This window comes from Actinoplanes sp. NPDC048967 (assembly GCF_040649415.1).
Classification (GTDB): Bacteria; Actinomycetota; Actinomycetes; order Mycobacteriales; family Micromonosporaceae; genus Actinoplanes.
Map to the genome: position 1 here is coordinate 416,665 of NZ_JBEZFL010000003.1, position 21,940 is coordinate 438,604.

Sequence of the window (21,940 nt, forward strand, 5' to 3'; positions counted from 1 at the left end):
GCCGCGTCGGCCTCCTGCGGCGTCTCGATATGCGGCTCACTCAATGGGAGCCACCTCCTTCTCGCGGTCCTTGAGCTCCATCGCGCGGCGCCGGCTCGGGATCAGGCCCTGCGGGCGGAAGATCATGATCGCGATGATCACCGCGCCGAAGATGGCGAACCGGAAACCGAACAGGTCGGTGTGCCAGATCGGGTCCTCGATGCCCCGCAGCCGGTCCGGGATGTACGAGATCAGCGCGCCACCCAGGATCGCCCCGGCGATGTTGCCGGAACCACCCATGACCACACCGGCGAGCACCAGGATCGAGAACTGCAGGATGAACGTCTGCGAGTTCATGAAGCCCTGCTGACCGGCGAACATCACGCCGCCCAGGCCGCCGATGAAGGCGCCGATCGCGAACGCCCACAGCTTGTACTTGATCGTTCGCACGCCCATGATCTCGGCGGCTTCCTGATCCTCCCGGATCGCCAGCCACGAACGGCCGACCCGGCTGTTGTCCAGGTTTCGGACCGCGAAGATGACCAGAATGATCACCGCGAGGCCCAGCCAGTAGTACGGGATCGCGTCGGCCACGCCGAAGATCGGCTTGCCGTCGGAGAACTCACCCGGCGGGTGCGGGATGTCCGAGAAACCCCGGTCACCACGCAGCGTCTCGGTGCTCGTGGCCACGATCCGGATGATCTCCGCGAAGCCCAGCGTCACGATGGCCAGATAGTCGCCGCGCAGCCGCAGGGTCGGATAACCCAGGACCAGGCCGGAGAGCATCGCCACCGCGAGACCGATCGGCACCGCGGCCAGCCAGCCCCACTCGGTCCGCAGCACGCTGTCCGGCGAGGAGAGCAGTGCGACCGTGTAGGCGCCGACGGCGAAGAAGCCGACGTAACCCAGGTCGAGCAGGCCGGCGAAACCGACCACCACGTTCAGGCCCAGGGCCAGCAGCACGTAGTAGGACATGTTGAACAGCGCACTCGGCCAGTCGATGCCCTGCGTGACGATCTGCGGGCCGAGCAGCGGGATCTCGCCCACGTACGGCAGCAGGAACGCCAGTGCGGCGAAGACCACACCCAGCACGATGCGCACGATCTTGGGCTGCCGGCCGTACCAGCCGCGTACGCCGCCGCGATCCTCGCGGGCGTTCTTCTTCTCCTGCGCGGACATCGACCCGGGGGCCGGTGTCTTCGGCGCGGGGGAACTCGTCGCCTCGGTTGTCATGCCCGTGCCCTCCCGAGAGACTCGCCCAGCAGGCCCGTGGGACGGACCAGCAGGATCAACACCAGCAGCACGAACGACGCGGCGTGCAGCCACTCGGTGCCGAACAGCGAGGCCGCGTAGTTCTGCAGCAGACCCAGCAGCAGGCCGCCGAGCAGCGCGCCACGCAGGTTGCCGATACCACCGAGCACCGCCGCGGTGAACGCCTCGATGCCCAGCAGGAAGCCGGCGTCGAACCGCGTGACACCGATCTTCAGGTCGTACATCACCGCCGCGATACCCGCCATCAGGCCACCCAGCAGGAAGACCAGGGAGATCACGCGGCTCTTGTTCACGCCCATCAGCGCCGCACTGTCCGGGTTCTGCGCCACCGCGCGGATACCCCGGCCCAGCCGCGAACGGTTGATGAAGCGGTCCAGCAGGAACATCGACACGAGCGCCAGCACGATGATCAGAATCTGGAGATTCGTGACATGCATGTTGCCGATGACGAAGACGTCCCGCGGTTGGATCAGCGGCGGCACACCCTTGATGTTGCGCTGGGTCATGACGCCGACGGTCTCGGAGATGAACAGGGACGCGCCGATCGCGGTGATGAGGAACGCGAGCGGCGGCGCGTTGCGCTTACGCAGCGGCCGGTAGGCCACCAGCTCCACACCGAGTGCGGTGAGGCCGGAGAAAACGATCGCCACCACCAGGCCCAGCAACAACAGGCCGATGACGCTCATGACGTTGGGGGTAGCCGAGTTCTGGTCGAGTCCGAAGAAGCCCCACACGACGAGGCAGGCGTACGAACCGATCAGGAAGACCTCGGAGTGCGCGAAGTTGATCAGGCGGAGAACGCCGTAGACCAGGGTGTAGCCCAGGGCGAAGAGAGCGATGATCGCACCCTGGGCCAGGCCCGTGATCGTGAGCGGCCCGAAGTCCTGAATCAGACCGGAGAAGTTCACAAGGGGCTCCTGAAACGAGAAGGTCGGTGCGGCCGGAGATCATCCGGCCGCACCGGCCCTACGAAAAGGTACTCAGTCGATCAGGCGGTAGGAACCTCTTGGTCCGCGATCTGGTTGCCCGTCGGGTCGAACTTGAACGTCCACACCTTGATGTAGTTCGGGTCGAGCTCGCCCTTGTCGGTGAACTTGTAGGTGTTGGCGATGCCCTTGTACTCGGCCGTCGACAGGTAGGTGTTGAGCTTCTCCGTCGTGGTGTTGCCCGCGTCAATGCCCTGCAGCAGCATGTTGGCGGCGTCGAACGCCACGTCGCTGTAGGTACCGGCGTCGACGTTCCACTTGGCCTTGTAGTCCGCGACGAACGTGCCGCCCGCCTTCTCCGGCGGGGAACACGGGCAGGTCACGATGGTGCCGGTGGCCGGGCCGTTACCCGCGGCCTTGGCCAGGCCGACGTCCTTCATGCCGTCGCCGCCGACCATCGTGCCCTTCCAGCCCGCCGAGGTGAGCGCCTTACGGATCAGGCCGGCGTTCTGGTAGTAGCCGCCGTAGAACAGGACGGTCGCCTGCGAGGAGACGACCTTCTGCACCAGCGCCGAGAAGTCGGTCTGCTTGCCGTCGGCCTCGGTCTTGTCCTTGCCGATCACCGCGGAGCCGAGGGTCTTCTCCACGACCTCGGACAGGCCCGCACCGTACGCGGACTGGTCGTTGGCCACGAAGACCTTCTGGGCCTTCATCACGTTCTTGATGTAGTTGCCCGCGGCGGGGCCCTGCGCGTCGTCGTTGGCGACCGCGCGGTGGAACGTCTTCCAGCCGTTCGCCGTCAGCGAGACGCGCGTCGCGGACGGGGAGACCGACGGGATGCCGGCGGCCTCGAAGATCGGGACAGCGGCCTCGGACTCGCCCGAGAACGGCGGGCCGACAACGGCCAGGATCTTCTTGTCCGCGACCAGGTTACGGGCCACACCGGGCGCCACGCCCGGCTCGCCCTGAGAGTCGAACTTCGCGACCGTGATGCAGTCGGAGCCCTTCTTCGTGTTGTACTGGTTGATCGCGAGCTCGAAGCCCTGCTCGATGTTCACACCGAGGTTCGCCGAAGACCCCGTCAGGGCGCCAAAGTAAGCGAGCTTGTAGCCGCAGTTGCCGCTGGCCGTGTCATCACTGCCGCTGTCGCTGTTGCAAGCAGCAGCACCGGCGATGAGGCCGATAACGGCCAACCCGCCGATGGCACGTACGAGAACCTGCCTCAAGGTTGGAACCCTCCTCCATACCGAACCCACCGAGCCACCGCCGGTCGATTGGCACTTGCGCACCGGCACGACACAACTGCGCCCGTCATGGGGCGGGACGCTATCCCACGATCCGGCACCGTAGTAAGTGTTCGCACGGGCATTCACCGAACCGTTACGTCCGGTGATCCCCCGCCGGAGAAGGTGTAACAAACAGGCAGTTCTCAGAGGTCACCGGTCATGGGGCGGGCGTACCGGTGGACTCCTCACCCTCGGCAAGAATCCGGTCGGCGACCTCACGCATCGTCATCCGGTGATCCATCGCGGTGCGCTGGATCCACTTGAACGCCTGCGGCTCGGTCATCGAGTACTTCGTCATGAGCTCGCCCTTGGCCCGCTCGACCGACTTGCGGGTCTCCAGCCGGTCGGTCAGCCCCGCGACCTCCGACTCCAGCGCGGAGATCTCCGAATACCGGGAGAGGGCGATCTCGATCGCCGGCACCAGGTCGGACTTCTGGAACGGCTTCACCAGGTACGCCATCGCGCCGGCGGCCCGGGCCCGCTCGACCAGGTCCCGCTGACTGAAAGCGGTCAGGATGACGACCGGCGCGATGCGCCCGCCGGCGATCCGCTCCGCGGCCGCCAGGCCATCCATGATCGGCATCTTGATGTCCAGGATGACGAGGTCCGGCGTCAGATCCTCGGCCAGCCGTACGGCGGTCTCGCCGTCACCGGCCTCACCGACGACGTCGTAGCCCTCCTCCACGAGCATCTCGGCCAGGTCCAGCCGGATGAGCGCCTCGTCCTCGGCGATCAGAACCCGCCTGCGCTCGGCACCCGCCTGCGTGTCGGCCACGAACCCTTACCCCCAACGCTGGTGAAGTCGCGACACCCGGGTATCTGGGTGCCACCGCCCTCAGCGTAGTGGGTAAGCTTCGACGTGCTCTGGTCAGCGTGACCTTGTCATGATCGGACCAGGCATGCCGGGGTGGCGCAATCGGCTGACGCGGATGACTCAAAATCATCTGTCTGAAAGGACATGCGGGTTCGAATCCCGTCCCCGGCACCACGAAAAACTGTCGTACCCCTGTTCGACAATGCCGGGGTGCATTCACCTCATCTGCGCGAACGCGCGACAGCAATGATGGCGGCTGGCATCCCTTTCGGCGAGGTCTGCAAGACCGTCGGGCTGCCCCGCGGCACGGTCGCGCATTGGTTCTACGGCGAGCGGGCCAGACGGCGACAGATGCATCCTCCCGAGCCGTCAAGATGCCCGCGCTGCCGGCCGATTCCCGGCCCGCCGCAAGATCAGAAAAGCTATTCGTATCTTCTCGGCCTCTACCTCGGCGACGGTCACCTGGTCACCAGCGCCAAGGTGCCGGTGTTACGTGTCTCCTGCACCGCGACGTGGCCGGGGCTGATCGCCCAGTGCGAAACGGCGATGCTGGCGGTCCTGGCGAGGAGCGTGCAGCGGGTGCGGCAGACCGGCAGCATCAATGTGCAGAGTTACTCCGTACATTGGCCCTGCCTGCTGCCTCAGCACGGGCCGGGGCGAAAGCATGAACGACCCATTCAACTGACGGACTGGCAGCAGCCGATAATCGACGAGAATCCGGGAAGTTTCCTGCGCGGACTATTTCACTCCGATGGCTGCCGGGTTACCAACAAGGTGGTGCGATCAGGGAAAACGTATCTCTATCCGAGGTACATGTTCTCCAACGAATCCGCCGACATCATGGCGCTCTGCCAGGAATCGCTCGATCAGCTCGGCCTCCGATGGCGGATGTGCCGGCGCAACCTCCTGTCGGTCGCGCGCCGCGACGACGTCCGGGAGCTGGACCAATACGTGGGACCCAAGCACTGACGCGGTGCCCGGTAACCCTCAGGGTGACGACCGGACCAGGCAGCGAACCACTGCGGGGGAATTCCGGGAAAGACCGGTTTGCCGGTCTCGCTGGTGTTGTCATGGCAGTACCAGCACTGCCAGGAGGCTCCATGTTGTGGTCCGGCTCGTCGCCCCTGACCGTCGTCCGCGACGGGATGTGGGGGTTCCTTCTGTTCGCGGGTGTGGCGTGGCTGGCGATCGCCTGGAGTGTGCTGCGGCTGGAGCCCGCCGACCTGGTGCACGTGGCCGGGCCGGTCATCCTGTTCGCGGCGGTGACCGAGGCGGTGCGCGCGCTGGCCGGGACGCGGACCTGGTGGCTGAACGCCGGCCTGGCCGTGCTGTTCGCCGCCACCGGCGTGATCATGCTGCGGGACGGGGACACGACGTGGACCACGCCGGCCGCGTTGATCGGCTGGTATCTCATGGTCCGGGGGGCGGTCGACATCGCGATCTCGATGCTGACCCGCGAGAGCGACCGGATCTGGGGCCTGCTCATGGTGGTCGGCGTGGTCGAGGCCGGGCTGGGGTTCTTCTCGGCGAGTTCCTACGTGCGGACGCCGGAGCTGGTCGTGCTGGTGCTCGGCGGGGCCGCGCTGAGCCGTGGGATCGCCGACCTGGTCGCCTCGTTGCGGCTGCGGGAGGCCTCGGTCGCCGCGCGGGCCGGGCGGCTGCTGGAGCTGACGCCGCAGCGGGCTGTCGGAGTTGCCGGGTATTCGGCGGGCCTGACCGATTTCGAGTCCGGGTCGCCACGGGCCTCGGGACCGCGGCACCGGGCCGCGACCAGGCCTTCGGCCTCGGCTTCGGCGCTGTCGGACCTTTCCGCGTCGGCTGCCCCACCGGTACGGGTGCAGGCGCAGCTACCGCAGGACGGGCCGACCGGCAGCTTCCATGAAGAGGTGTTGCGGACGACCGCCGACCTCGACGCGATGCTGGCGCTGGCCGGGGTGACCGGCGCGGCGGTGCCGGGTGCGGCGGCTCAGGCGGCGGCCGACCAGCACGTCGAGGTGCCCGACACGGCCGAGGGTGCGGAGTTGCCGCCCGAGGCGCCGGCGGGGCAACGGGTGGCGCCCGGGTCGGATGAGGCATCGCCGGTGGCGGGCGAGGCGGGGATGGACGACTCGTCGAGCGTTGGCCGCGGCCGGCTGGTGGACTGAAAGTTTCCCCTGCCCCGCTGGTGGCGGGACCCGCTGAACGGCCAGTCGCCGGGCCGGGGTCCCGCCCCGGCGGGGCCCTTTTCGGTTCGGGGCCGGGCCGATGTGCGGCCGGCCACGCGGTCAGAACGCGCCGAGTCCGGCCGGCCACGCCACGCCACGCCAGATGCGCACGGTCAGACCGCGCCACGCCACGCCGAACGCACACGGTCCGACCGCGCCACGCCACAGCGAATACGCGCGGTCCGACCGCGCCACGCCACAGCGAATACGCGCGGTCCGGCCGCGCCACGCCACACCGAATACGCGCGGTCCAACCGCGCCACCCCATACCGAATACGCGCGACTACAGCCGCGGTCGCGCCGATGAAAGCGCCCACGCCCCAGCCCTGCGCCTCGCGCAGCCGGCGGCCGGCTCAAGCTCCGACGCGGCGGAGCAGGCCCTCCTGGACCGCGCTGGCGATGTGCCGGCCGTCCTCGGTGAACATCCGGCCGCTGGCCAGTCCCCGGCTGCCGCTCGCCGACGGGCTGGTGCAGTCGTACAGGAACCATTCGTCTGCTCGGAACGGCCGGTGCAGCCACAGCGCGTGGTCCAGGCTGGCGCCGATCACGCCGCCCGGGCCCCACACCTCGCCGTGCATCGACAGGACCGAGTCGAGCAGGGACAGGTCCGATGCGTACGTCAGGGCGCAGGCGTGGATCAGCGGGTCGTCCGGCAGCTTGCCGTTGATGCGCATCCAGACGCGTTGCTCGTCGGCGGCGTCGCGGTCGCCCGGCGGGACCCAGCCGGGGGTGCCCACGTAACGGACGTCGATCGCCTGCGGGGCCGCCTTGAACGCGGCCGCGCGGTCCGGGTAGCGGGCCAGCCAGTCGAGCATCGTGCGGGTCTCGTCCGGGCCCGGTACGCCCTGCGGCGGGGGCGTGTGGTGGTCGAGGCCCTGCTCGGTGACCTGGAACGAGGCCGACATGAAGAAGATCGTGCGGCCGTGCTGCTGGGCCGTGGAGCGGCGGACCGAGAAGGACCGGCCGTCGCGGATCTTCTCGACCGCGAAGTCGATCGGGACCGTCGGGTCGCCCGGGCGTACGAAGTAGCCGTGCAGGGAGTGCACGCGGCGTTCCGGGTCGACCGTGCGGCCCGCCGCGACCAGAGCCTGGCCCGCGACCTGGCCGCCGAAGACCCGCTGGGCGCCGACCTGGGGGCTCTCGCCCTGGAACGTGGCCGCGTCGATCTGCTTGAGGTCGAGGACCTCGAGGAGCTGATCGACGGCGGCCTGTCCCGTCAGCGGGGTGCTCACTTCTGCTCGGTCACCGTGGCCGGGTCGACGAGCGAGCCGAGCTGGTGCACGCGCAGGGTGTTGGTGGAGCCGGGCGCGTTCGGCGGGCTGCCGGCCACGACGACGACGTACTCGCCGGGCTTGGCCAGGCCGAGGCCGAGCATGGCGTGGTCGACCTGCCGGAACATGTCGTCGGTGTGCTCGACGAAGTCGGTCAGGAACGTCTCGACGCCCCAGGACAGGGCCAGCTGGTCGCGGACCTCGGCGACCGGGGTGAAGGCCAGCAGCGGCAGCTCGCAGTGCAGCCGGGAGAGGCGGCGGACGGTGTCGCCGGTCTGGGAGAACGCGACCAGGGCCTTGGCGCCGATGTTGCGGGCGATCCGGCTGGCGGCCACGGTCAGCGCGCCGCTGTGGGTGCGCGGGTCGTGCTGCAGGACCGGGACGCCGAAGTCGCCGCTCTCCGTGGTCGTGACGATCTTGGCCATGGTGCTGACGGTGAGGACCGGGTACTTGCCGACCGAGGTCTCGCCGGAGAGCATCACCGCGTCGGCGCCGTCGAGGACCGCGTTGGCGACGTCGGAGGCCTCGGCGCGGGTCGGGCGGGAATTCTCGATCATCGAGTCGAGCATCTGGGTGGCCACGATGACCGGCTTGGCGTTCTCCCGGCAGAGCTGCACGGCCCGCTTCTGCACCAGGGGCACCTGGTCCAGGGGCAGCTCGACGCCGAGGTCACCGCGGGCGACCATGACGCCGTCGAAGGCCAGCACGATGGCCTCGAGGTGGGTGACCGCCTCGGGCTTCTCGACCTTGGCGATGACCGGCAGGGTGGTGCCCTCCTCGGCCATGATCTGGTGCACCAGCTTGATGTCGTCGGGCGAACGCACGAACGACAGCGCGACCAGGTCGACGCCGAGGCTGAGCGCGAAGCGCAGGTCCTCCTCGTCCTTGTCGCTCATCGCGGGGACGCTGACGGCGACGTTGGGCAGCGAGACGCCCTTGTTGTTGCTGACCGGGCCGCCCTCGGTGACCAGGCAGCGGATGTCGTTGCCCTCGACCGCGGAGACCTCGACGGCGACCTTGCCGTCGTCGATCAGCAGGCGGTCGCCGACCTTGACCTCCTGCGGCAGCTTCGAGTAGGTGCAGCTGACCCGGTCGGGGGTGCCGAGGATGTCGTCGCTGGTGATGGTGACGGTGTCACCGTTGGCCCAGATGTGCGGCCCGTTGGCGAACTTGCCCAGCCGGATCTTGGGGCCCTGGAGGTCGGCCAGGACGGCGACGGCGCGGCCGGTCTCCCGGGCGGCGTTGCGGACCATGTCGTAGATCTGGCGGTGGTCCTCGTGGCTGCCGTGGCTGAAATTCAGCCGGGCCACGTCCATGCCGGCCTCGACCAGACCGAGCATGCGCTCGGGGGAGGCGGTGGCCGGACCCATGGTGCAGACGATCTTTGCGCGGCGTGTCACAGCCATCAGGCTAGTCTCTCTTTCGGATCGGCCCGCTGGCCGACCCCCGTCATGGGGATGAACTGCAAGTAGCGACGCGCCGTGAGTTTCCGGCCGGCGTCGGCGGGCTTCAGCGACCGCGATCGGCCTCAGCTTATCGGTCGTCCCGGTGCGGTCGCGGGCAGACGGGGTACGGCGCCGCCCGGCCCGCGCAGATGACCCTGAACCGTTTTACGCATCGTCACGTGTTGGCAGCAGCCGGTTGTTCAGCGGCGGTTGTCCTGGAGGTGTGACGATGGCGTTCGGGGAGCACGCGGACAGGTTCGGATGGGCGGCGGCGAGCCGCCGCCGGGTGCTGGAGCAGGCAGAACGTGAGCAGGCCCGGGAGTCCGAGGCAGCCCGCGAGAGGTTGTTGCGGCACGCCGCCGCTGCCGGAGCGGAACACCGGCCGGCCGCCTAGATACCGCATCCGCGCGACCGACACCGCGGGGGTGCCCGGCAGCGCGGAGCGGGATCGGGTGAGTGATACGAAGAATTCAGGACAGTGCGGCGTCGACCGCCTCGCGGGTCCGGTCGGCGTGGGTGCGCAGGCACTGGGCGGTGAGGATCAAGGTCCGGTCCGGCCCGTACGGGACCAGCCGGTGCGCCTGCCACCACGGCTCACCGTCGTGCTCGTAGGCCAGCTCGACGCTCTGCCCGTCCTGGCGCAGCAGGGTCTGTCCCGGGGCGACCAGCGACTCCGGGTCGGCGCAGCGCTCCCGGGGCACCGGGCCCTGCGGAAAAATCGCCGCCTCGCCGGGCCCGTGCAGGTAGAACGGGGTCCGGTCGCCCTCGTCGAGCGGTGAGTCGACGCGGAAACCGGCCGGCCAGCGCAGGTTGACGACCGAGGTCTGGATCTCCCAATGGTCGTACGCGGGCCCGTCGGCGACGTCGACCGCCTCGTGCGGCTCGACCGGCTCGCCGGGCCGCACCACCGTCCAGACCGGTCCGTCCGGCAGGCCCCGGACCACCCGGACCGTGTGCGGCTCGTCCGGAAGTCGTTCGAAGCGGTACGGCCAGTGCGGCATCAGCACCATGCCGTGCCCGGCGAGCCGGGTGAAGACGTGTCCCACGGCGGGGAGCGTAGTGGATCACGGGGCGGGCCCACCGCCCCGTGACCGACTCGTGGATCAGCGCACCGTGGCCAGCGGCTGCGACGACGGGCGTACCGGCGCCGGCAGTTCGCCGAAGCCGCCCAGGTAGGTGTGGATCGCCGCGGCGGCCGCCCGGCCCTCGGCGATGGCCCAGACGATCAGCGAGGCGCCGCGGTGCATGTCGCCCGCGACGAAGACGCCCGGCACGCCGGTCTGCCAGTCGTCGCCGGCGTCGACCGCGCCGCGGCCGTTGCGGATCACCCCGAACTGCTCCAGCAGCGGCTGCTGCTCGGTGCCCTCGAAGCCGATCGCGAGCAGCACCAGCTGGGCGGGCAGGTCACGCTGGGAGCCCTCCTGGACCGTGACGGTACGGCGCCCGTCCACCCGTTCCACGATCACATCCGCGACCCGTACCGACGTCACGTTGCCCGTACCGTCGTCGACGAACTCCTGGACCGCGACGCCGAAGATGCGTTCGCCGCCCTCCTCGTGGGCCGGGTAGTTGCGCAGGATGACCGGCCAGGTCGGCCACGGGTGCAGTTCGCCGAGCCGGGTCTCCGGCGGCAGCGGGTACTGGTCGAGCTGGATCACGCCCGCCGCGCCCTGCCGGTGGGCGACGCCGAGGCAGTCGGCGCCGGTGTCACCGCCACCGATGATCACCACGTGCTTGCCGGCGGCGTCGATCGGCGTGCTCTCCTGCTGGCCGGCCACCACCCGGTTGGCCGGGACGAGGTGCTCCATGGCCAGGTGGACGCCGCCGAGGTGGCGTCCCGGGGTTTCGGTGGCGTCCCGGCCGGCCAGGGCACCGCAGGTCAGCAGCACCGCGTCGAAGCGTTCCCGCAGGTCGTCGGCGGTGATGTCGACGCCCACGTCGACGCCGGTCTCGAAGACCACGCCCTCGGCGGCCATCTGCGCCAGCCGCTCGTCGATGCGCTCCTTCTCCAGCTTGAAATCGGGGATGCCGTACCGCAGCAGCCCGCCGATCTTGTCGTCGCGCTCGTAGACCGTGACGGCGTGACCGGCTCGGGCCAGCTGCTGGGCGGCGGCGAGCCCGGCCGGGCCGGAACCGACGACGGCCACGCTGCGCCCGGACTGGGTGGCGGCCGGCTGCGGGCGCAGGCCGGTCGCGAACGCGTGGTTCGCGATCTCCACCTCGACCTGCTTGATCGTCACCGGGTCGTCGGCGATGCCCAGCACGCAGGCGGCCTCGCACGGCGCCGGGCAGAGCCGGCCGGTGAACTCCGGGAAGTTGTTCGTCGCGTGCAGGCTCTCCGCCGCCGCGTCCCAGGCGTTGGTGCGGACCAGGTCGTTCCAGTCCGGGATGCGGTTGCCCAGCGGGCAGCCCTCGTGACAGAACGGGATACCGCAGTCCATGCACCGGGTGGCCTGGTCGCGGATGAGCTCCTCGCCCGCGGGCGGGTACACCTCACGCCAGTCGCGGATGCGTACCGGCACCGGGCGGCGCTTGGGCAGCTGCCGTTCGTAGCGCAGGAAACCGTTGGGATCAGGCACGGGTAACCCCCATAACCGCCTCGTCGATGTTCCGACCGGCGGCTTCGGCGGTCTTGATCAGTTCCATCACGCGCTTGTAGTCGCGCGGCACCACCGCGGTGAACTCGCTCACCGCGGCCGGCCAGTCGGCGAGCAGGCGCTGCGCCACGGCGGAGCCCGTCTCGGCGAAGTGCTTGCGCACCAGGGTGTGCAGCTGTTCCTGCTCCTCGGCGTTGAGCGGGGTCAGGTCGACCAGCTCCGGGTTGACCCGGCCCGGGTCGAGGCGGTGCACGAACGCGGTGCCGCCGCTCATGCCCGCGGCGAAGTTGCGCCCGACCGTGCCGAGCACCACCACGGTGCCGCCGGTCATGTACTCACAGCCGTGGTCTCCGACGCCCTCGACGACCGCTGCGGCGCCGGAGTTGCGGACCGCGAAGCGCTCACCCGCGCGTCCCCGCAGGAACACCTCACCGCCGGTGGCGCCGTACAGGATGGTGTTGCCGGCAATGATGTTCTCCTCCGCGACGAACGGCGCGGTCTCGGCCGGGCGCACGATCACCCGGCCACCGGAGAGGCCCTTCGCGACGTAGTCGTTGGTGTCGCCGATCAGCCGCAGGGTGACCCCGCGCGGCAGGAAGGCGCCGAACGACTGCCCACCGGTGCCGCGCAGGGTGAAGTGGATCGTGTCGTCGGGCAGGCCGTTGCCGCCGTAGCGGCGGGTGACCTCACCGCCGAGCATCGCGCCGACGCTGCGGTGGTCGTTGCGCACGGCCACCTCGGCGCGGACCTCGGTGCCCTCGGCCAGGGCCGGTGCGGCCAGCGCGATGAGCTCGTTGTCGAGCGCCTTCTCCAGCCCGTGGTCCTGGGCGACGACGCCGCGGCGGGCGGCGCCCTCGGGCAGCTCCGGCACGAACAGCACCGGGGCCAGGTCCAGGCCCTTGGCCTTCCAGTGCGACACGGCCGGGGCCACGTCGAGGATCTCGGCGTGCCCGATGGCCTCGTCGATGCTGCGGAAGCCCAGCTCGGCCAGGTAGCCGCGGACCTCCTCGGCCAGGAACAGGAAGAAGTTCTCCACGAACTCGGGCTTGCCGGTGAACCGCTCGCGCAGCACCGGGTTCTGCGTGGCGATGCCGACCGGGCAGGTGTCCAGGTGGCAGACCCGCATCATGATGCAGCCGGAGACGATCAGCGGCGCGGTCGCGAAACCGAACTCCTCGGCGCCGAGCAGCGCCGCGATGATAACGTCCCGGCCGGTCTTGAGCTGACCGTCGACCTGCACGGTGACCCGGTCGCGCAGCTTGTTGAGCAGCAGCGTCTGCTGGGCCTCGGCCAGGCCGAGCTCCCACGGGGAGCCGGCGTGCTTGAGCGAGTTGAGCGGGGACGCGCCGGTGCCGCCGTCGTGGCCGGAGATCAGGATCACGTCGGCCTTGAGCTTGGCCACGCCCGCGGCGACGGTGCCGACCCCGATCTCGGAGACCAGCTTCACGTGTACGCGGGAAGCCGGGTTGACGTTCTTGAGGTCGTGGACGAGCTGGGCCAGGTCCTCGATGGAGTAGATGTCGTGGTGCGGCGGCGGCGAGATCAGCCCGACGCCCGGGGTGGCGTGCCGGGTCTTGGCGATCCACGGCCACACCTTGTTGCCGGGCAGCTGGCCACCCTCGCCCGGCTTCGCGCCCTGCGCCATCTTGATCTGCAGGTCGTCGGCGTTGACCAGGTATTCGCTGGTCACGCCGAAGCGGCCGGAGGCGATCTGCTTGACCGACGAGCGGCGCTCGGGGTCGTACAGGCGCTCGACGTCCTCGCCGCCCTCACCGGTGTTGGACTTGCCGCCGAGGCGGTTCATCGCGATCGCGAGGGTCTCGTGCGACTCCGCCGAGATGGAGCCGTAGCTCATCGCGCCGGTGGCGAACCGCTTGACGATCTCGCTGGCCGGCTCGACCTCCTCCAGCGGAATCGCCGCCCGGTCCTTGAAGCGGAACAGCCCGCGCAGCGAGCCGGCCGCCTCGGCCAGGCCGTCGACCTTGGCCGTGTACTGCTTGAAGACGTCGTACTGCTTGCTGCGGGTGGCGTGCTGCAGCAGGAAGACGGTCTCCGGGTTGAACAGGTGGATCTCGCCCTCGCGGCGCCACTGGTACTCGCCGCCGACCTCGAGGCGGCGGTGGCTGCGCTCGGCCGGGTTCTTCGGGTACGCCTTCGCGTGCCGCGCCGCGACCTCCGCGTGGATCTCGGGCAGGCCGGAGCCGCCGATCCGCCCCGACGTGCCGGCGAAGTAGCGCTGCAGCAGCTTGTTGTCCAGGCCGACCGCCTCGAACACCTGCGCGCCGCAGTACGAGGACACAGTGGAGATGCCCATCTTGGACATGATCTTCAGGACGCCCTTGCCGAGCGCCTTGACGTAGTTGCCGACCGCCTTCTTCGAGTCCATCCCGGCGAGCGGGCCGGTGGCGATGAGGTCGTCGACGCTCTCGAACGCCAGGTACGGGTTGACCGCCGCGGCGCCGTACCCGATCAGCACGGCCGCGTGGTGCACCTCCCGGCAGTCGCCGCTCTCCACGACGAGCGCCACCTGCGTGCGGGTCTGCTCCCGCACCAGGTGCTGGTGCACCGCGGCGGTGAGCAGCAGCGACGGGATCGGTGCCAGGTCGGCGTTGGAGTCGCGGTCGGACAGCACCAGGATGCGCACGCCGTCCTCGATCGCCTCCGACACGTGCCGGCAGATCTGGGTCAGGCGCGCCTTGATGCCGGCCGCGCCGTCCCGCAGCGGATAGAGCCCGGAGACCCGGACCGCCTTGAAACCGGGCAGGTCGCCGTCCTCGTCGATGGACAGCAGCTTGGCCAGGTCGTCGTTGTCGATGACCGGGTACGGCAGCACGATCTGCCGGCAGCTGGCCGGGCCCGGGTCGAGCAGGTTGCCCTCCGGCCCGATGGTCGTGGCCAGGCTGGTCACCAGCTCCTCGCGGATGGCGTCCAGCGGCGGGTTGGTGACCTGGGCGAACAGCTGATGGAAGTAGTCGAACAGCAGCCGCGGGCGGGTCGACAGCGGCGAGATCGGCGTGTCGGTGCCCATCGAACCCAGCGGCTCGGCCCCGCTGCGGGCCATCGGCGCGACCAGGATCTTCAGCTCCTCCTCGGAGTAGCCGAAGACCTGCTGGCGGCGCATGACCGAGTCGTGGGTGTAGATGACGTGCTCGCGGGCGGGCAGGTCACGCAGGTCGATCAGCCCGGCGTGCAGCCACTCGTCGTAGGGCTCGGCGGCGGCCAGCTCGGCCTTGATCTCGTCGTCGTGCACGATCCGGCCGGCCTCGGTGTCGACCAGGAACATCCGGCCCGGCTGGAGCCGGCCCTTGGCGACCACGGTGGCCGGGTCGAGGTCGAGCACGCCGGCCTCGCTGCCCAGCACGACCAGCCCGTCGCTGGTGTGCCACCAGCGGCCGGGCCGCAGGCCGTTGCGGTCGAGCACCGCGCCGATGATGCTGCCGTCGGTGAACGCCACGCTGGCCGGGCCGTCCCACGGCTCCATCAGGCTGGCGTGGAAGCGGTAGAAGGCGCGCCGGGCCGGGTCCATGGCCGGGTCGTTCTCCCAGGCTTCCGGGATCATCATCAGCACGGCGTGCGGCAGGCTGCGCCCGGACAGGTGCAGCAGCTCCAGCACGGCGTCGAAGTTCGCCGAGTCGGACGCCTCGGGCGTGCAGATCGGGAACAGCCGCTTGATGTTGCCGGGCACGGTCGGCGAGGCGAGCAGCGCCTCCCGGGCGGCCATCCAGTTCCGGTTGCCGCGGATGGTGTTGATCTCACCGTTGTGCGCGATGAACCTGTACGGGTGGGCGAGCGGCCACGACGGGAACGTGTTGGTGGAGAACCGCGAGTGCACCAGCGCGATGGCGCTGTCCACGCGCTCGTCGGTCAGATCGGGGAAGAACGCGGGCAGCTGGTCGGGCGTCAGCATGCCCTTGTAGGTGATGGTGCGGGCCGACAGCGACGGGAAGTACGCCGCGACGCCGCGCTGTGAACTCTCCCGCTCGGCCTGCTTGCGGATGCAGAACGCGACCCGGTCCAGCTCGAGCCCGGACAGCGGCTCGCCGGCCGGGCCGGGCTTGCCGCCGGTGAGCCGGTGCGCGGCCAGGAAGACCTGACGGATCCGCGGGCGGGCGGCCTCGGCGGTCTCACCGAGCCCGGACGGATCCACGGGCACGTCCCGCCAGCCGAGGATGTCGCCCCCCTCGACGAGGGCGTACTTCTCGAAGACGGCGACCGATCGGGCGGCCTCGTCGGGGTCGTTGGGCAGGAAGACCAGACCGGTCGCGTACGAGCCGGCGGGCGGCAGCTCGAAATCCACCACGGACCGCAGGTAGGCGTCCGGGACCTGGATCATGATGCCGGCACCGTCGCCGGTGTTGTACTCGGCGCCGCGGGCACCACGGTGATCGAGCCGGATCAGCGCCGAGAGGCCCTTGGCGACCACGTCGTGGGAGCGCCGGCCATACAGGTCGGCCACGAACGCCACACCGCACGCGTCATGCTCCTGAGCCGGGTCGTACAAGCCGCGGCTCTGGGCGTCGCTTCGGGCTTCCGCCGTGGTCTGGCCCACGTGGTTTTCGCTTCGGTTTTCCGCCGCGGGAAGATGTAGCCCCTGGGGGTGCGGAAGAGCCACCGGGCCTCCGATCGTCACTGGTGTTTCCGTTCAAGGTCGGGACGACGTCGGCCCTGCAAAAGTCTCTAGAGTCTACGTTAGTCGCCACCGATCTCCGCCAGGTGCGGATGGATCACACTTTTGCCCCGCCGAAATGTCCTCGGTGACGGTCCGGAGGGCGGTATGTCACTGCCGGGCGAGAGGCGCCGGCGGCTCAACGGGTAGTCTCGCGCGGTGGCGCTAGAGGATACCGACGTCTTCACCCGGCTGGAACGCTTCTACGATGCCGTACCCCGCGACGCCGCCGTCGCGGAGGAGATCGGTGGTTTCGTGCTCTTCGTCAACAACGGCAAGGGCTGGCCCTACTACGCCCGTCCCCGCCTGGGCGGCGCCGGCACGCCGTCCGCCGCTGATGTTACCGCCGTGCGGCAGCGGCAACGCGACCTCGGCGTGCCGGAGGCTTTCGAATGGGTGCACGAGACAACCCCGGACCTGCTGGCGGTGGCCCGCTCAGCCGGCCTCGACGTGCTGCTCGCACCCCTGATGGTGCTGGAGAGCGCGGCGCTGGTGCCGGACCTCCCGCTGCCCGGCGCCACCATCCGCTTCCTCGACCCGGCGGCACCGACCTTCCCGGCGGACATCAGCACCAGCCGCGCGGTGGGCCGGCTCGGTTTCGGCGCGCCGGCCAACGCGACGACCGTGCAGACGGGGTCGCTGGTGGTGGAAGTCGCCGGGCCGGCCCAACGCGATGCGGTGCCGCCGCTGAACGACGAGGCGGTGGCGGAGCTGGTCCGCCGGCACTCGTCCGGGCGTTTCCTCAGCGCTGTGGTGGAGTCCCCGACCGAGGGAATCCTGGCCTGCGGGTCGGTTCAGCGGGTGGGCGTGGTGGCCGAGGTCGCCGGAGTGGCGACGCTGCCGTCGGCCCGGCGCCGGGGGTACGCGTCGCAACTCACGGCCAGCCTGGCCCGGCGCACCTTGGTGGAGGGCAGCGAGCTCGTGTTCCTGTCCGCGGGTGACGATGACGTGGCGCGGTTGTATTCGAAGGTCGGGTTCCGGCGCATCGGTACGGCGTGTATCGCGGAGCCGGCCGCTACTGCCGCGGTGTAGCGGCCAAACGCACGCGGTCGCCGAAGGGTGGGCCGGTGCGCGGTTACTCCGGGGGTTGCCAGTCGGCCGTGAGGTCGTGAGCATGGCCGAGGATCCGGGGCCGCAACGACCCGAGCGCCGCGTTGCGCGCCCGCAACGCCAGCCGCCCGCGGGCCTGCACCACCGCCGACATCCGCCGGCTCTGGCGGACCACGCTGGTCGTGCGAGGCCGTCGCGCCCGGTCGTACTCCTCCACCGCCGCGCACAGAGCCGAACCAGGTTGCGTTTCCGCGACCAGGGCCCGCAGAGTGGCCGCGTCCTCGAAGGCCAGACAAGCACCCTGCCCCAAGTGATGCGGCATGGCGTGCGCGGCATCGCCCAGCAGCACCACGCCACCCGGTCCGGCCCGGAAGCCGTAGGCCCGCGGCAGCGGCCGCAGCTCGCGGACCTCCTGCGGCACCAGGTCTTCGGGACGGGTCGCCGCCAGCAGCGCTCCGACCGGCGCATGCCAGTTGGCGAACCAGCGCCGCAGCAGCTCCAGCTGGGTCGCGGGTGACTCCGGGCGCGGCGCCCCGGCCGCGGTGGCCACCCAGTAGACGCCGCCCCGGCCGGCTGCGCGGCCGCCCAGGGGCATCGAGACGAAGCGGTAGCCCGCGCCGAGGGTCTCGCCGCCGGCGGCCTGGTCGGCCGGCAGGTCCGGCACGCGGTAGCCGGGGATGACCGCCTGCCACGCCGCGAAGCCGGAGCCCACGGCAGCGGCCTCGGGGGCCAGGGCGCGGCGGACCCGGCTGTCGATGCCGTCGGCGGCGACCAGCAGGTCCGCCTCGAAGCGGCTCCGGCCGTCGGTCACCGACGGGCGCTGGACACCGCCGGTGCGTACGCCGGTGACGGCGATGCCGGTGCGGATGTCCACCCGGTCGCCGAGGCCCGCCACCAGGGCGTCGTAAAGGTCCTCGAGGTGGACGACCGCCGGGGCCGGGCCGGCGCCGGGGCGGGCGCGTGGCGCGGCCAGCCATTGACCGTCGGGGCGGCGGACGCCTCCGTCGGGCAGCGGGGACGCGATCGCTGACCAGCCGCCGTCGGGGTCGAGGGCTTGCAGGGCGCGCCGGCCGTTGGGCCACAGCACCAGGGCTGTCGGGGATGCCGCGATGCGTTCGCCGGACTCCAGCAGGGTGACCTGCCAGCCGTCGCGGGCCAGCGCTCCGGCGGCGGCCAGTCCGGCGATGCCCGCTCCCACCACCACGGCCGTGCGCACGCCGCCGCCTTCCGCCGGGGCCTGGCCGTCAGTGTTCGTCGGCGGATGCGGAGGCCGACGACTTGCTGTCGGGCTCCGCGGGCTCGGTGGGGCTGGGCTCGGTGTGATCGGGCTCGGTCGGTGCGTCGGCGGCGGGCGGCAGCACACCCGTGCGTTCGTACGCGTGGAACCGCTCCTCGCTGACCACCTGGTACGCCGACGGCGGCTTGGTCGTGGCCGGCGCCCCGCCCACGTCGACCTGGGAGACGTCGCTCTCGGCGCCGGGCTCCGGGGCCGAGTCGGGGGCGTCGATCGGCACCACGTACTCGCGGGGGCCCTTGACCATCAGGAAGTAGATCAGTGCGCCGAGGAACACCACGACGGACGTGAACACGTTGAGCCGGAGGCCGAGGATGTGGTTGGCCTCGTCGACGCGCAGCATCTCGATCCAGAACCGGCCCGCCGTGTACGCCATCACGTAGAGCGCGAACGCCCGGCCGCGGCCGAACTTGAAGCGGCGGTCCAGCCAGAAGACCAGGCCGGCCACGCCGAAGTCCCAGACGAGCTCGTAGAGGAAGGCGGGGTGGTAGAGGTCGGGCAGGGTCACGGCCTTGCCGTCGATGACGGTGGCGTGACCCGGGTTGGCCCGGTCCATGTCGTGCACCCGCAGGCCCCACGGCAGGGTGGTGACGCTGCCGTACAGCTCGTTGTTGAACCAGTTGCCGAGGCGGCCGATGCCCTGGGCCAGTGGCAGCGCCGGGGCCAGCGCGTCGGCGAAGACGCTCAGCGGCAGGCCGAGCTGGCGGGCGGCGAACCAGGCGCCGAGCGCGCCACCGGCGACCGCGCCCCAGATGCCGAGGCCGCCCTCCCAGATCTGGAAGACCCGGATCGGGTCGCCGCCGGCGCCGAAGTAGTCGCCCGGCGACGTGATGACGTGGTAGATCCGCGCGCCGATGATGCCGAACGGCACCGCCCACACGGCCATGTCGAGCGACGCCCACGGCGCGACGCCGCGACGGCGCAGCCGCCACTCCATGACCAGGACGGCGACCACGATGCCCGCGACGATGCAGAGTGCGTACGCCCGGATCGGCAGGCCGAGCACGTGCCAGACCGACGTCGTGGGGCTGGGGATAGCGGCGAGGTTCACGCGCGCACCCTACCGCCCGGCCCTGACAGAATCATCAAGAGGCCTTGCTGACCCGTACGCCTTCCGCCAGCTCCGCGCTGAGTGCGCGCAGCCGGTCCAGGCCGGTGCCGCGGTCGGGGGCGTCGAGCACGCACCGGATCAGCGCGCTGCCCACGATCACGCCGTCCGCGAACGCGGCCACCTCGGCCGCCTGCGCACCCGTGCCGACGCCGAGGCCGACGCCGACGGGCATCTCCGGGTCGGCCGCGCGGATCCGGGCGACGAGCTCGGGGGCCTGCGACGAGACCGCGGTGCGCGCGCCCGTGACACCCATGAGCGCGGTCGCGTAGACGAAGCCGCGGCACTGGGCGACGGTCATGGCGAGGCGCTCGTCGGTCGACGAGGGCGAGACCAGGAACGTGCGGTCGATCGCGTACCGGTCGGCGGCGGCGATCCACTCGCCGGCCTCGTCCGGGATCAGGTCCGGGGTGATCATGCCGGTGGCGCCGGCCGCGGCCAGGTCGCGGGCGAACGCGTCCACGCCGTAGCGCTCGACCGGGTTCCAGTACGTCATCAGCACGACGGTGGCCCCGGCGTTCGCGACCGCCTCGATGATCCGCAGCGTGTCGCGGGTGCGCACGCCGCCGGCCAGCGCGATGTCGCTGGCCTTCTGGATCACCGGCCCGTCCATCACCGGGTCGCTGTACGGCAGCTCGACCTCGATGACGTCGCAGCCCGACTCGGCCATGGCGACCATCGAGGCGATGCTCTCGTCGACGCTCGGGAAGCCGGCCGGCATGCAGCCGACGAGCACCGCGCGCCCCTCGGCCTTCGCCTTGCCGAAGGTGTCGGCGATGCTCACGAGTTCTCCCCCGGGACGATCGTCTCGACCTCGTCGAGGATGCCGAAGTAGGCGCCCGCGGTGTGCACGTCCTTGTCCCCGCGCCCGGACAGGTTGATCACGATCGTCGGGGTGCGGCCGAGCTCCGCGGTCAGCGCCGGCACGATCCGCTGCGCACCGGCCAGCGCGTGCGCGCTCTCGATGGCCGGGATGATGCCCTCGGTGCGGCAGAGCAGCTGGAACGCGGCCATCGCCTCGGCGTCGGTGACCGGCTCGTAGCGGGCGCGGCCGGTGTCGTGCAGCCAGGCGTGCTCCGGGCCGACGCCCGGGTAGTCCAGGCCGGCCGAGATCGAGTGCGACTCGACCGTCTGGCCGTCCTCGTCCTGCAGCACGTACGTGCGGGCGCCGTGCAGCACCCCGGCCGAGCCGCCGGTGATGGACGCGGCGTGCCGGCCGGTCTGCACCCCGTCGCCGCCGGCCTCGAAGCCGTACAGGCGCACGTCGGTGTCGGGGACGAAGGCGTGGAAGATGCCGATCGCGTTGGAGCCGCCGCCCACGCAGGCCGCGACCGCGTCGGGCAGCCGGCCCAGCTTGTCCAGGCACTGGGCCCGGGCCTCGATGCCGATGCCGCCGACGAAGTCGCGCACGATCTCCGGGAACGGGTGCGGACCGGCCGCCGTGCCCAGCAGGTAGTGCGTCGTGTCGACGCTGGAGACCCAGTCACGCAGGGCCTCGTTGAGCGCGTCCTTGAGGGTGCGGGAGCCGTTGGTCACCGGCACGACGGTGGCGCCGAGCATGCGCATCCGGGCCACGTTGAGGGCCTGGCGCTCGGTGTCGGTCTCGCCCATGTAGACGACGCACTCGAGGTCGAGCAGGGCGGCCGCCGTGGCGCTGGCCACGCCGTGCTGGCCGGCCCCGGTCTCGGCGATGACCCGCGGCTTGCCCATCTGCTTGGCCAGCAGGGCCTGACCCAGCACGTTGCGCACCTTGTGGGCGCCGGTGTGGTTCAGGTCCTCGCGCTTGAGCAGCACCTCCGCGCCGACCGCGGCGGAGAACCGCTCGGCCCGGTAGAGCAGTGAGGGCGTGCCCGCGTAGTCGCGCAGCAGGCCGGTGAACCGCTCCTGGAAGACCGGGTCGACCTTGGCCGCCCGGTACGCCGCGTCGAGCTCGTCGAGCGCCCGGACCAGCGCCTCGGGCACGAACCGGCCGCCGTAGCGACCGAAGTGCCCGGCGAGGTCCGGCAGGGCCGGGGCGCTCATTGCTGA

The 21,940-nt window shown here is 70.8% G+C and carries 17 protein-coding genes and 1 tRNA gene; 5 read left to right on the forward strand and 13 right to left on the reverse strand.

Annotation, left to right across the window (positions count from 1 at the left end; translation table 11 throughout):
* Positions 1 to 36: 36 nt before the first annotated feature.
* The 4 genes from AB0C12_RS14480 to AB0C12_RS14495 all read right to left on the reverse strand — a co-directional run bounded on the left by AB0C12_RS14480 (position 37) and on the right by AB0C12_RS14495 (position 4,238).
* Complete coding sequence (locus AB0C12_RS14480; protein WP_360547865.1) at positions 37 to 1,212, reverse strand: branched-chain amino acid ABC transporter permease; 1,176 nt, start codon at positions 1,210 to 1,212, stop codon at positions 37 to 39.
* On the reverse strand, positions 1,209 to 2,159 hold the full coding sequence (locus tag AB0C12_RS14485; protein WP_360547867.1) for a branched-chain amino acid ABC transporter permease: 951 nt from the start codon (positions 2,157 to 2,159) through the stop codon (positions 1,209 to 1,211). The genes AB0C12_RS14480 and AB0C12_RS14485 overlap by 4 nt, the downstream gene beginning before the upstream one ends.
* Before the next feature lie 80 nt (positions 2,160 to 2,239).
* A complete protein-coding gene (locus AB0C12_RS14490; protein WP_360547869.1) occupies positions 2,240 to 3,403 on the reverse strand; it encodes a branched-chain amino acid ABC transporter substrate-binding protein in 1,164 nt (387 codons plus the stop codon).
* Between the two features lie 217 nt (positions 3,404 to 3,620).
* Positions 3,621 to 4,238 (reverse strand): response regulator, encoded by a 618-nt coding sequence (locus tag AB0C12_RS14495; protein ID WP_360547871.1) that lies wholly within the window; start codon positions 4,236 to 4,238, stop codon positions 3,621 to 3,623.
* A gap of 126 nt (positions 4,239 to 4,364) precedes the next feature.
* Between AB0C12_RS14495 and AB0C12_RS14500 the strand changes: the two genes are divergently transcribed.
* The 3 genes from AB0C12_RS14500 (at position 4,365) to AB0C12_RS14510 (ending at position 6,421) form a co-directional block, all read left to right on the forward strand.
* A tRNA-Leu gene (locus AB0C12_RS14500) sits at positions 4,365 to 4,451 on the forward strand.
* A gap of 36 nt (positions 4,452 to 4,487) precedes the next feature.
* Positions 4,488 to 5,246 carry a transcriptional regulator gene (locus AB0C12_RS14505; protein WP_360547873.1) on the forward strand — a complete coding sequence of 253 codons (759 nt, stop codon included), beginning with the start codon at positions 4,488 to 4,490 and terminating at the stop codon, positions 5,244 to 5,246.
* 131 nt (positions 5,247 to 5,377) lie between these two features.
* A complete protein-coding gene (locus AB0C12_RS14510) occupies positions 5,378 to 6,421 on the forward strand; it encodes a hypothetical protein (protein ID WP_360547875.1) in 1,044 nt (347 codons plus the stop codon).
* Between the two features lie 413 nt (positions 6,422 to 6,834).
* Here the strand turns inward: AB0C12_RS14510 and AB0C12_RS14515 are convergent, their stop codons facing one another.
* Entirely contained in the window at positions 6,835 to 7,713 is an 879-nt protein-coding gene (locus tag AB0C12_RS14515) for an acyl-CoA thioesterase II (RefSeq protein WP_360547877.1), read from the reverse strand.
* Positions 7,710 to 9,158, reverse strand: a complete 1,449-nt coding sequence (gene pyk, locus AB0C12_RS14520) for a pyruvate kinase (protein ID WP_360547879.1) — start codon at positions 9,156 to 9,158, stop codon at positions 7,710 to 7,712. Before pyk ends, AB0C12_RS14515 begins: the two co-directional genes overlap by 4 nt.
* Before the next feature lie 268 nt (positions 9,159 to 9,426).
* On the opposite strand from pyk, the gene AB0C12_RS14525 reads away from it, so the two are divergent.
* Complete coding sequence (locus tag AB0C12_RS14525; RefSeq protein WP_360547881.1) at positions 9,427 to 9,591, forward strand: hypothetical protein; 165 nt, start codon at positions 9,427 to 9,429, stop codon at positions 9,589 to 9,591.
* 76 nt (positions 9,592 to 9,667) lie between these two features.
* Here the strand turns inward: AB0C12_RS14525 and AB0C12_RS14530 are convergent, their stop codons facing one another.
* Genes AB0C12_RS14530 through gltB form a run of 3 tightly spaced genes read right to left on the reverse strand, consistent with a single transcriptional unit; the run spans position 9,668 to position 16,343 of the window.
* Entirely contained in the window at positions 9,668 to 10,243 is a 576-nt protein-coding gene (locus tag AB0C12_RS14530) for a hypothetical protein (RefSeq protein WP_360547883.1), read from the reverse strand.
* A gap of 57 nt (positions 10,244 to 10,300) precedes the next feature.
* Entirely contained in the window at positions 10,301 to 11,776 is a 1,476-nt protein-coding gene (locus AB0C12_RS14535; protein WP_360547885.1) for a glutamate synthase subunit beta, read from the reverse strand.
* Entirely contained in the window at positions 11,769 to 16,343 is a 4,575-nt protein-coding gene (gltB, locus tag AB0C12_RS14540) for a glutamate synthase large subunit (protein ID WP_360547887.1), read from the reverse strand. Before gltB ends, AB0C12_RS14535 begins: the two co-directional genes overlap by 8 nt.
* Positions 16,344 to 16,619: 276 nt before the next feature.
* Here gltB and AB0C12_RS14545 point away from each other — a divergent pair, with 276 nt between their 5' ends.
* Complete coding sequence (locus tag AB0C12_RS14545) at positions 16,620 to 17,492, forward strand: GNAT family N-acetyltransferase (RefSeq protein WP_360547889.1); 873 nt, start codon at positions 16,620 to 16,622, stop codon at positions 17,490 to 17,492.
* Between the two features lie 43 nt (positions 17,493 to 17,535).
* On the opposite strand, the gene AB0C12_RS14550 is transcribed toward AB0C12_RS14545, so the two are convergent.
* The 4 genes from AB0C12_RS14550 to trpB are packed head-to-tail and all read right to left on the reverse strand — an operon-like array spanning position 17,536 to position 21,934.
* Positions 17,536 to 18,726: an NAD(P)/FAD-dependent oxidoreductase gene (locus AB0C12_RS14550; protein WP_360547891.1), complete on the reverse strand. Its 1,191-nt coding sequence runs from the start codon at positions 18,724 to 18,726 to the stop codon at positions 17,536 to 17,538.
* Between the two features lie 28 nt (positions 18,727 to 18,754).
* Complete coding sequence (lgt, locus tag AB0C12_RS14555; protein WP_360547893.1) at positions 18,755 to 19,855, reverse strand: prolipoprotein diacylglyceryl transferase; 1,101 nt, start codon at positions 19,853 to 19,855, stop codon at positions 18,755 to 18,757.
* 34 nt (positions 19,856 to 19,889) lie between these two features.
* Positions 19,890 to 20,696, reverse strand: a complete 807-nt coding sequence (trpA, locus tag AB0C12_RS14560; protein WP_360547895.1) for a tryptophan synthase subunit alpha — start codon at positions 20,694 to 20,696, stop codon at positions 19,890 to 19,892.
* Positions 20,693 to 21,934: a tryptophan synthase subunit beta gene (gene trpB, locus AB0C12_RS14565; protein WP_360547897.1), complete on the reverse strand. Its 1,242-nt coding sequence runs from the start codon at positions 21,932 to 21,934 to the stop codon at positions 20,693 to 20,695. The genes trpA and trpB overlap by 4 nt, the downstream gene beginning before the upstream one ends.
* Positions 21,935 to 21,940 lie beyond the last annotated feature (6 nt).

What these genes read in the sequence shown, in the direction of transcription:
- AB0C12_RS14480 (WP_360547865.1), bottom strand. Translation starts at nt 1,212, where the DNA reads ATGACAACCGAGGCGACGAGTTCCCCCGCGCCGAAGACACCGGCCCCC.
- AB0C12_RS14510 (WP_360547875.1), top strand. Translation starts at nt 5,378, where the DNA reads ATGTTGTGGTCCGGCTCGTCGCCCCTGACCGTCGTCCGCGACGGGATG.
- pyk (WP_360547879.1), bottom strand. Translation starts at nt 9,158, where the DNA reads ATGGCTGTGACACGCCGCGCAAAGATCGTCTGCACCATGGGTCCGGCC.
- AB0C12_RS14525 (WP_360547881.1), top strand. Translation starts at nt 9,427, where the DNA reads ATGGCGTTCGGGGAGCACGCGGACAGGTTCGGATGGGCGGCGGCGAGC.
- trpB (WP_360547897.1), bottom strand. Translation starts at nt 21,934, where the DNA reads ATGAGCGCCCCGGCCCTGCCGGACCTCGCCGGGCACTTCGGTCGCTAC.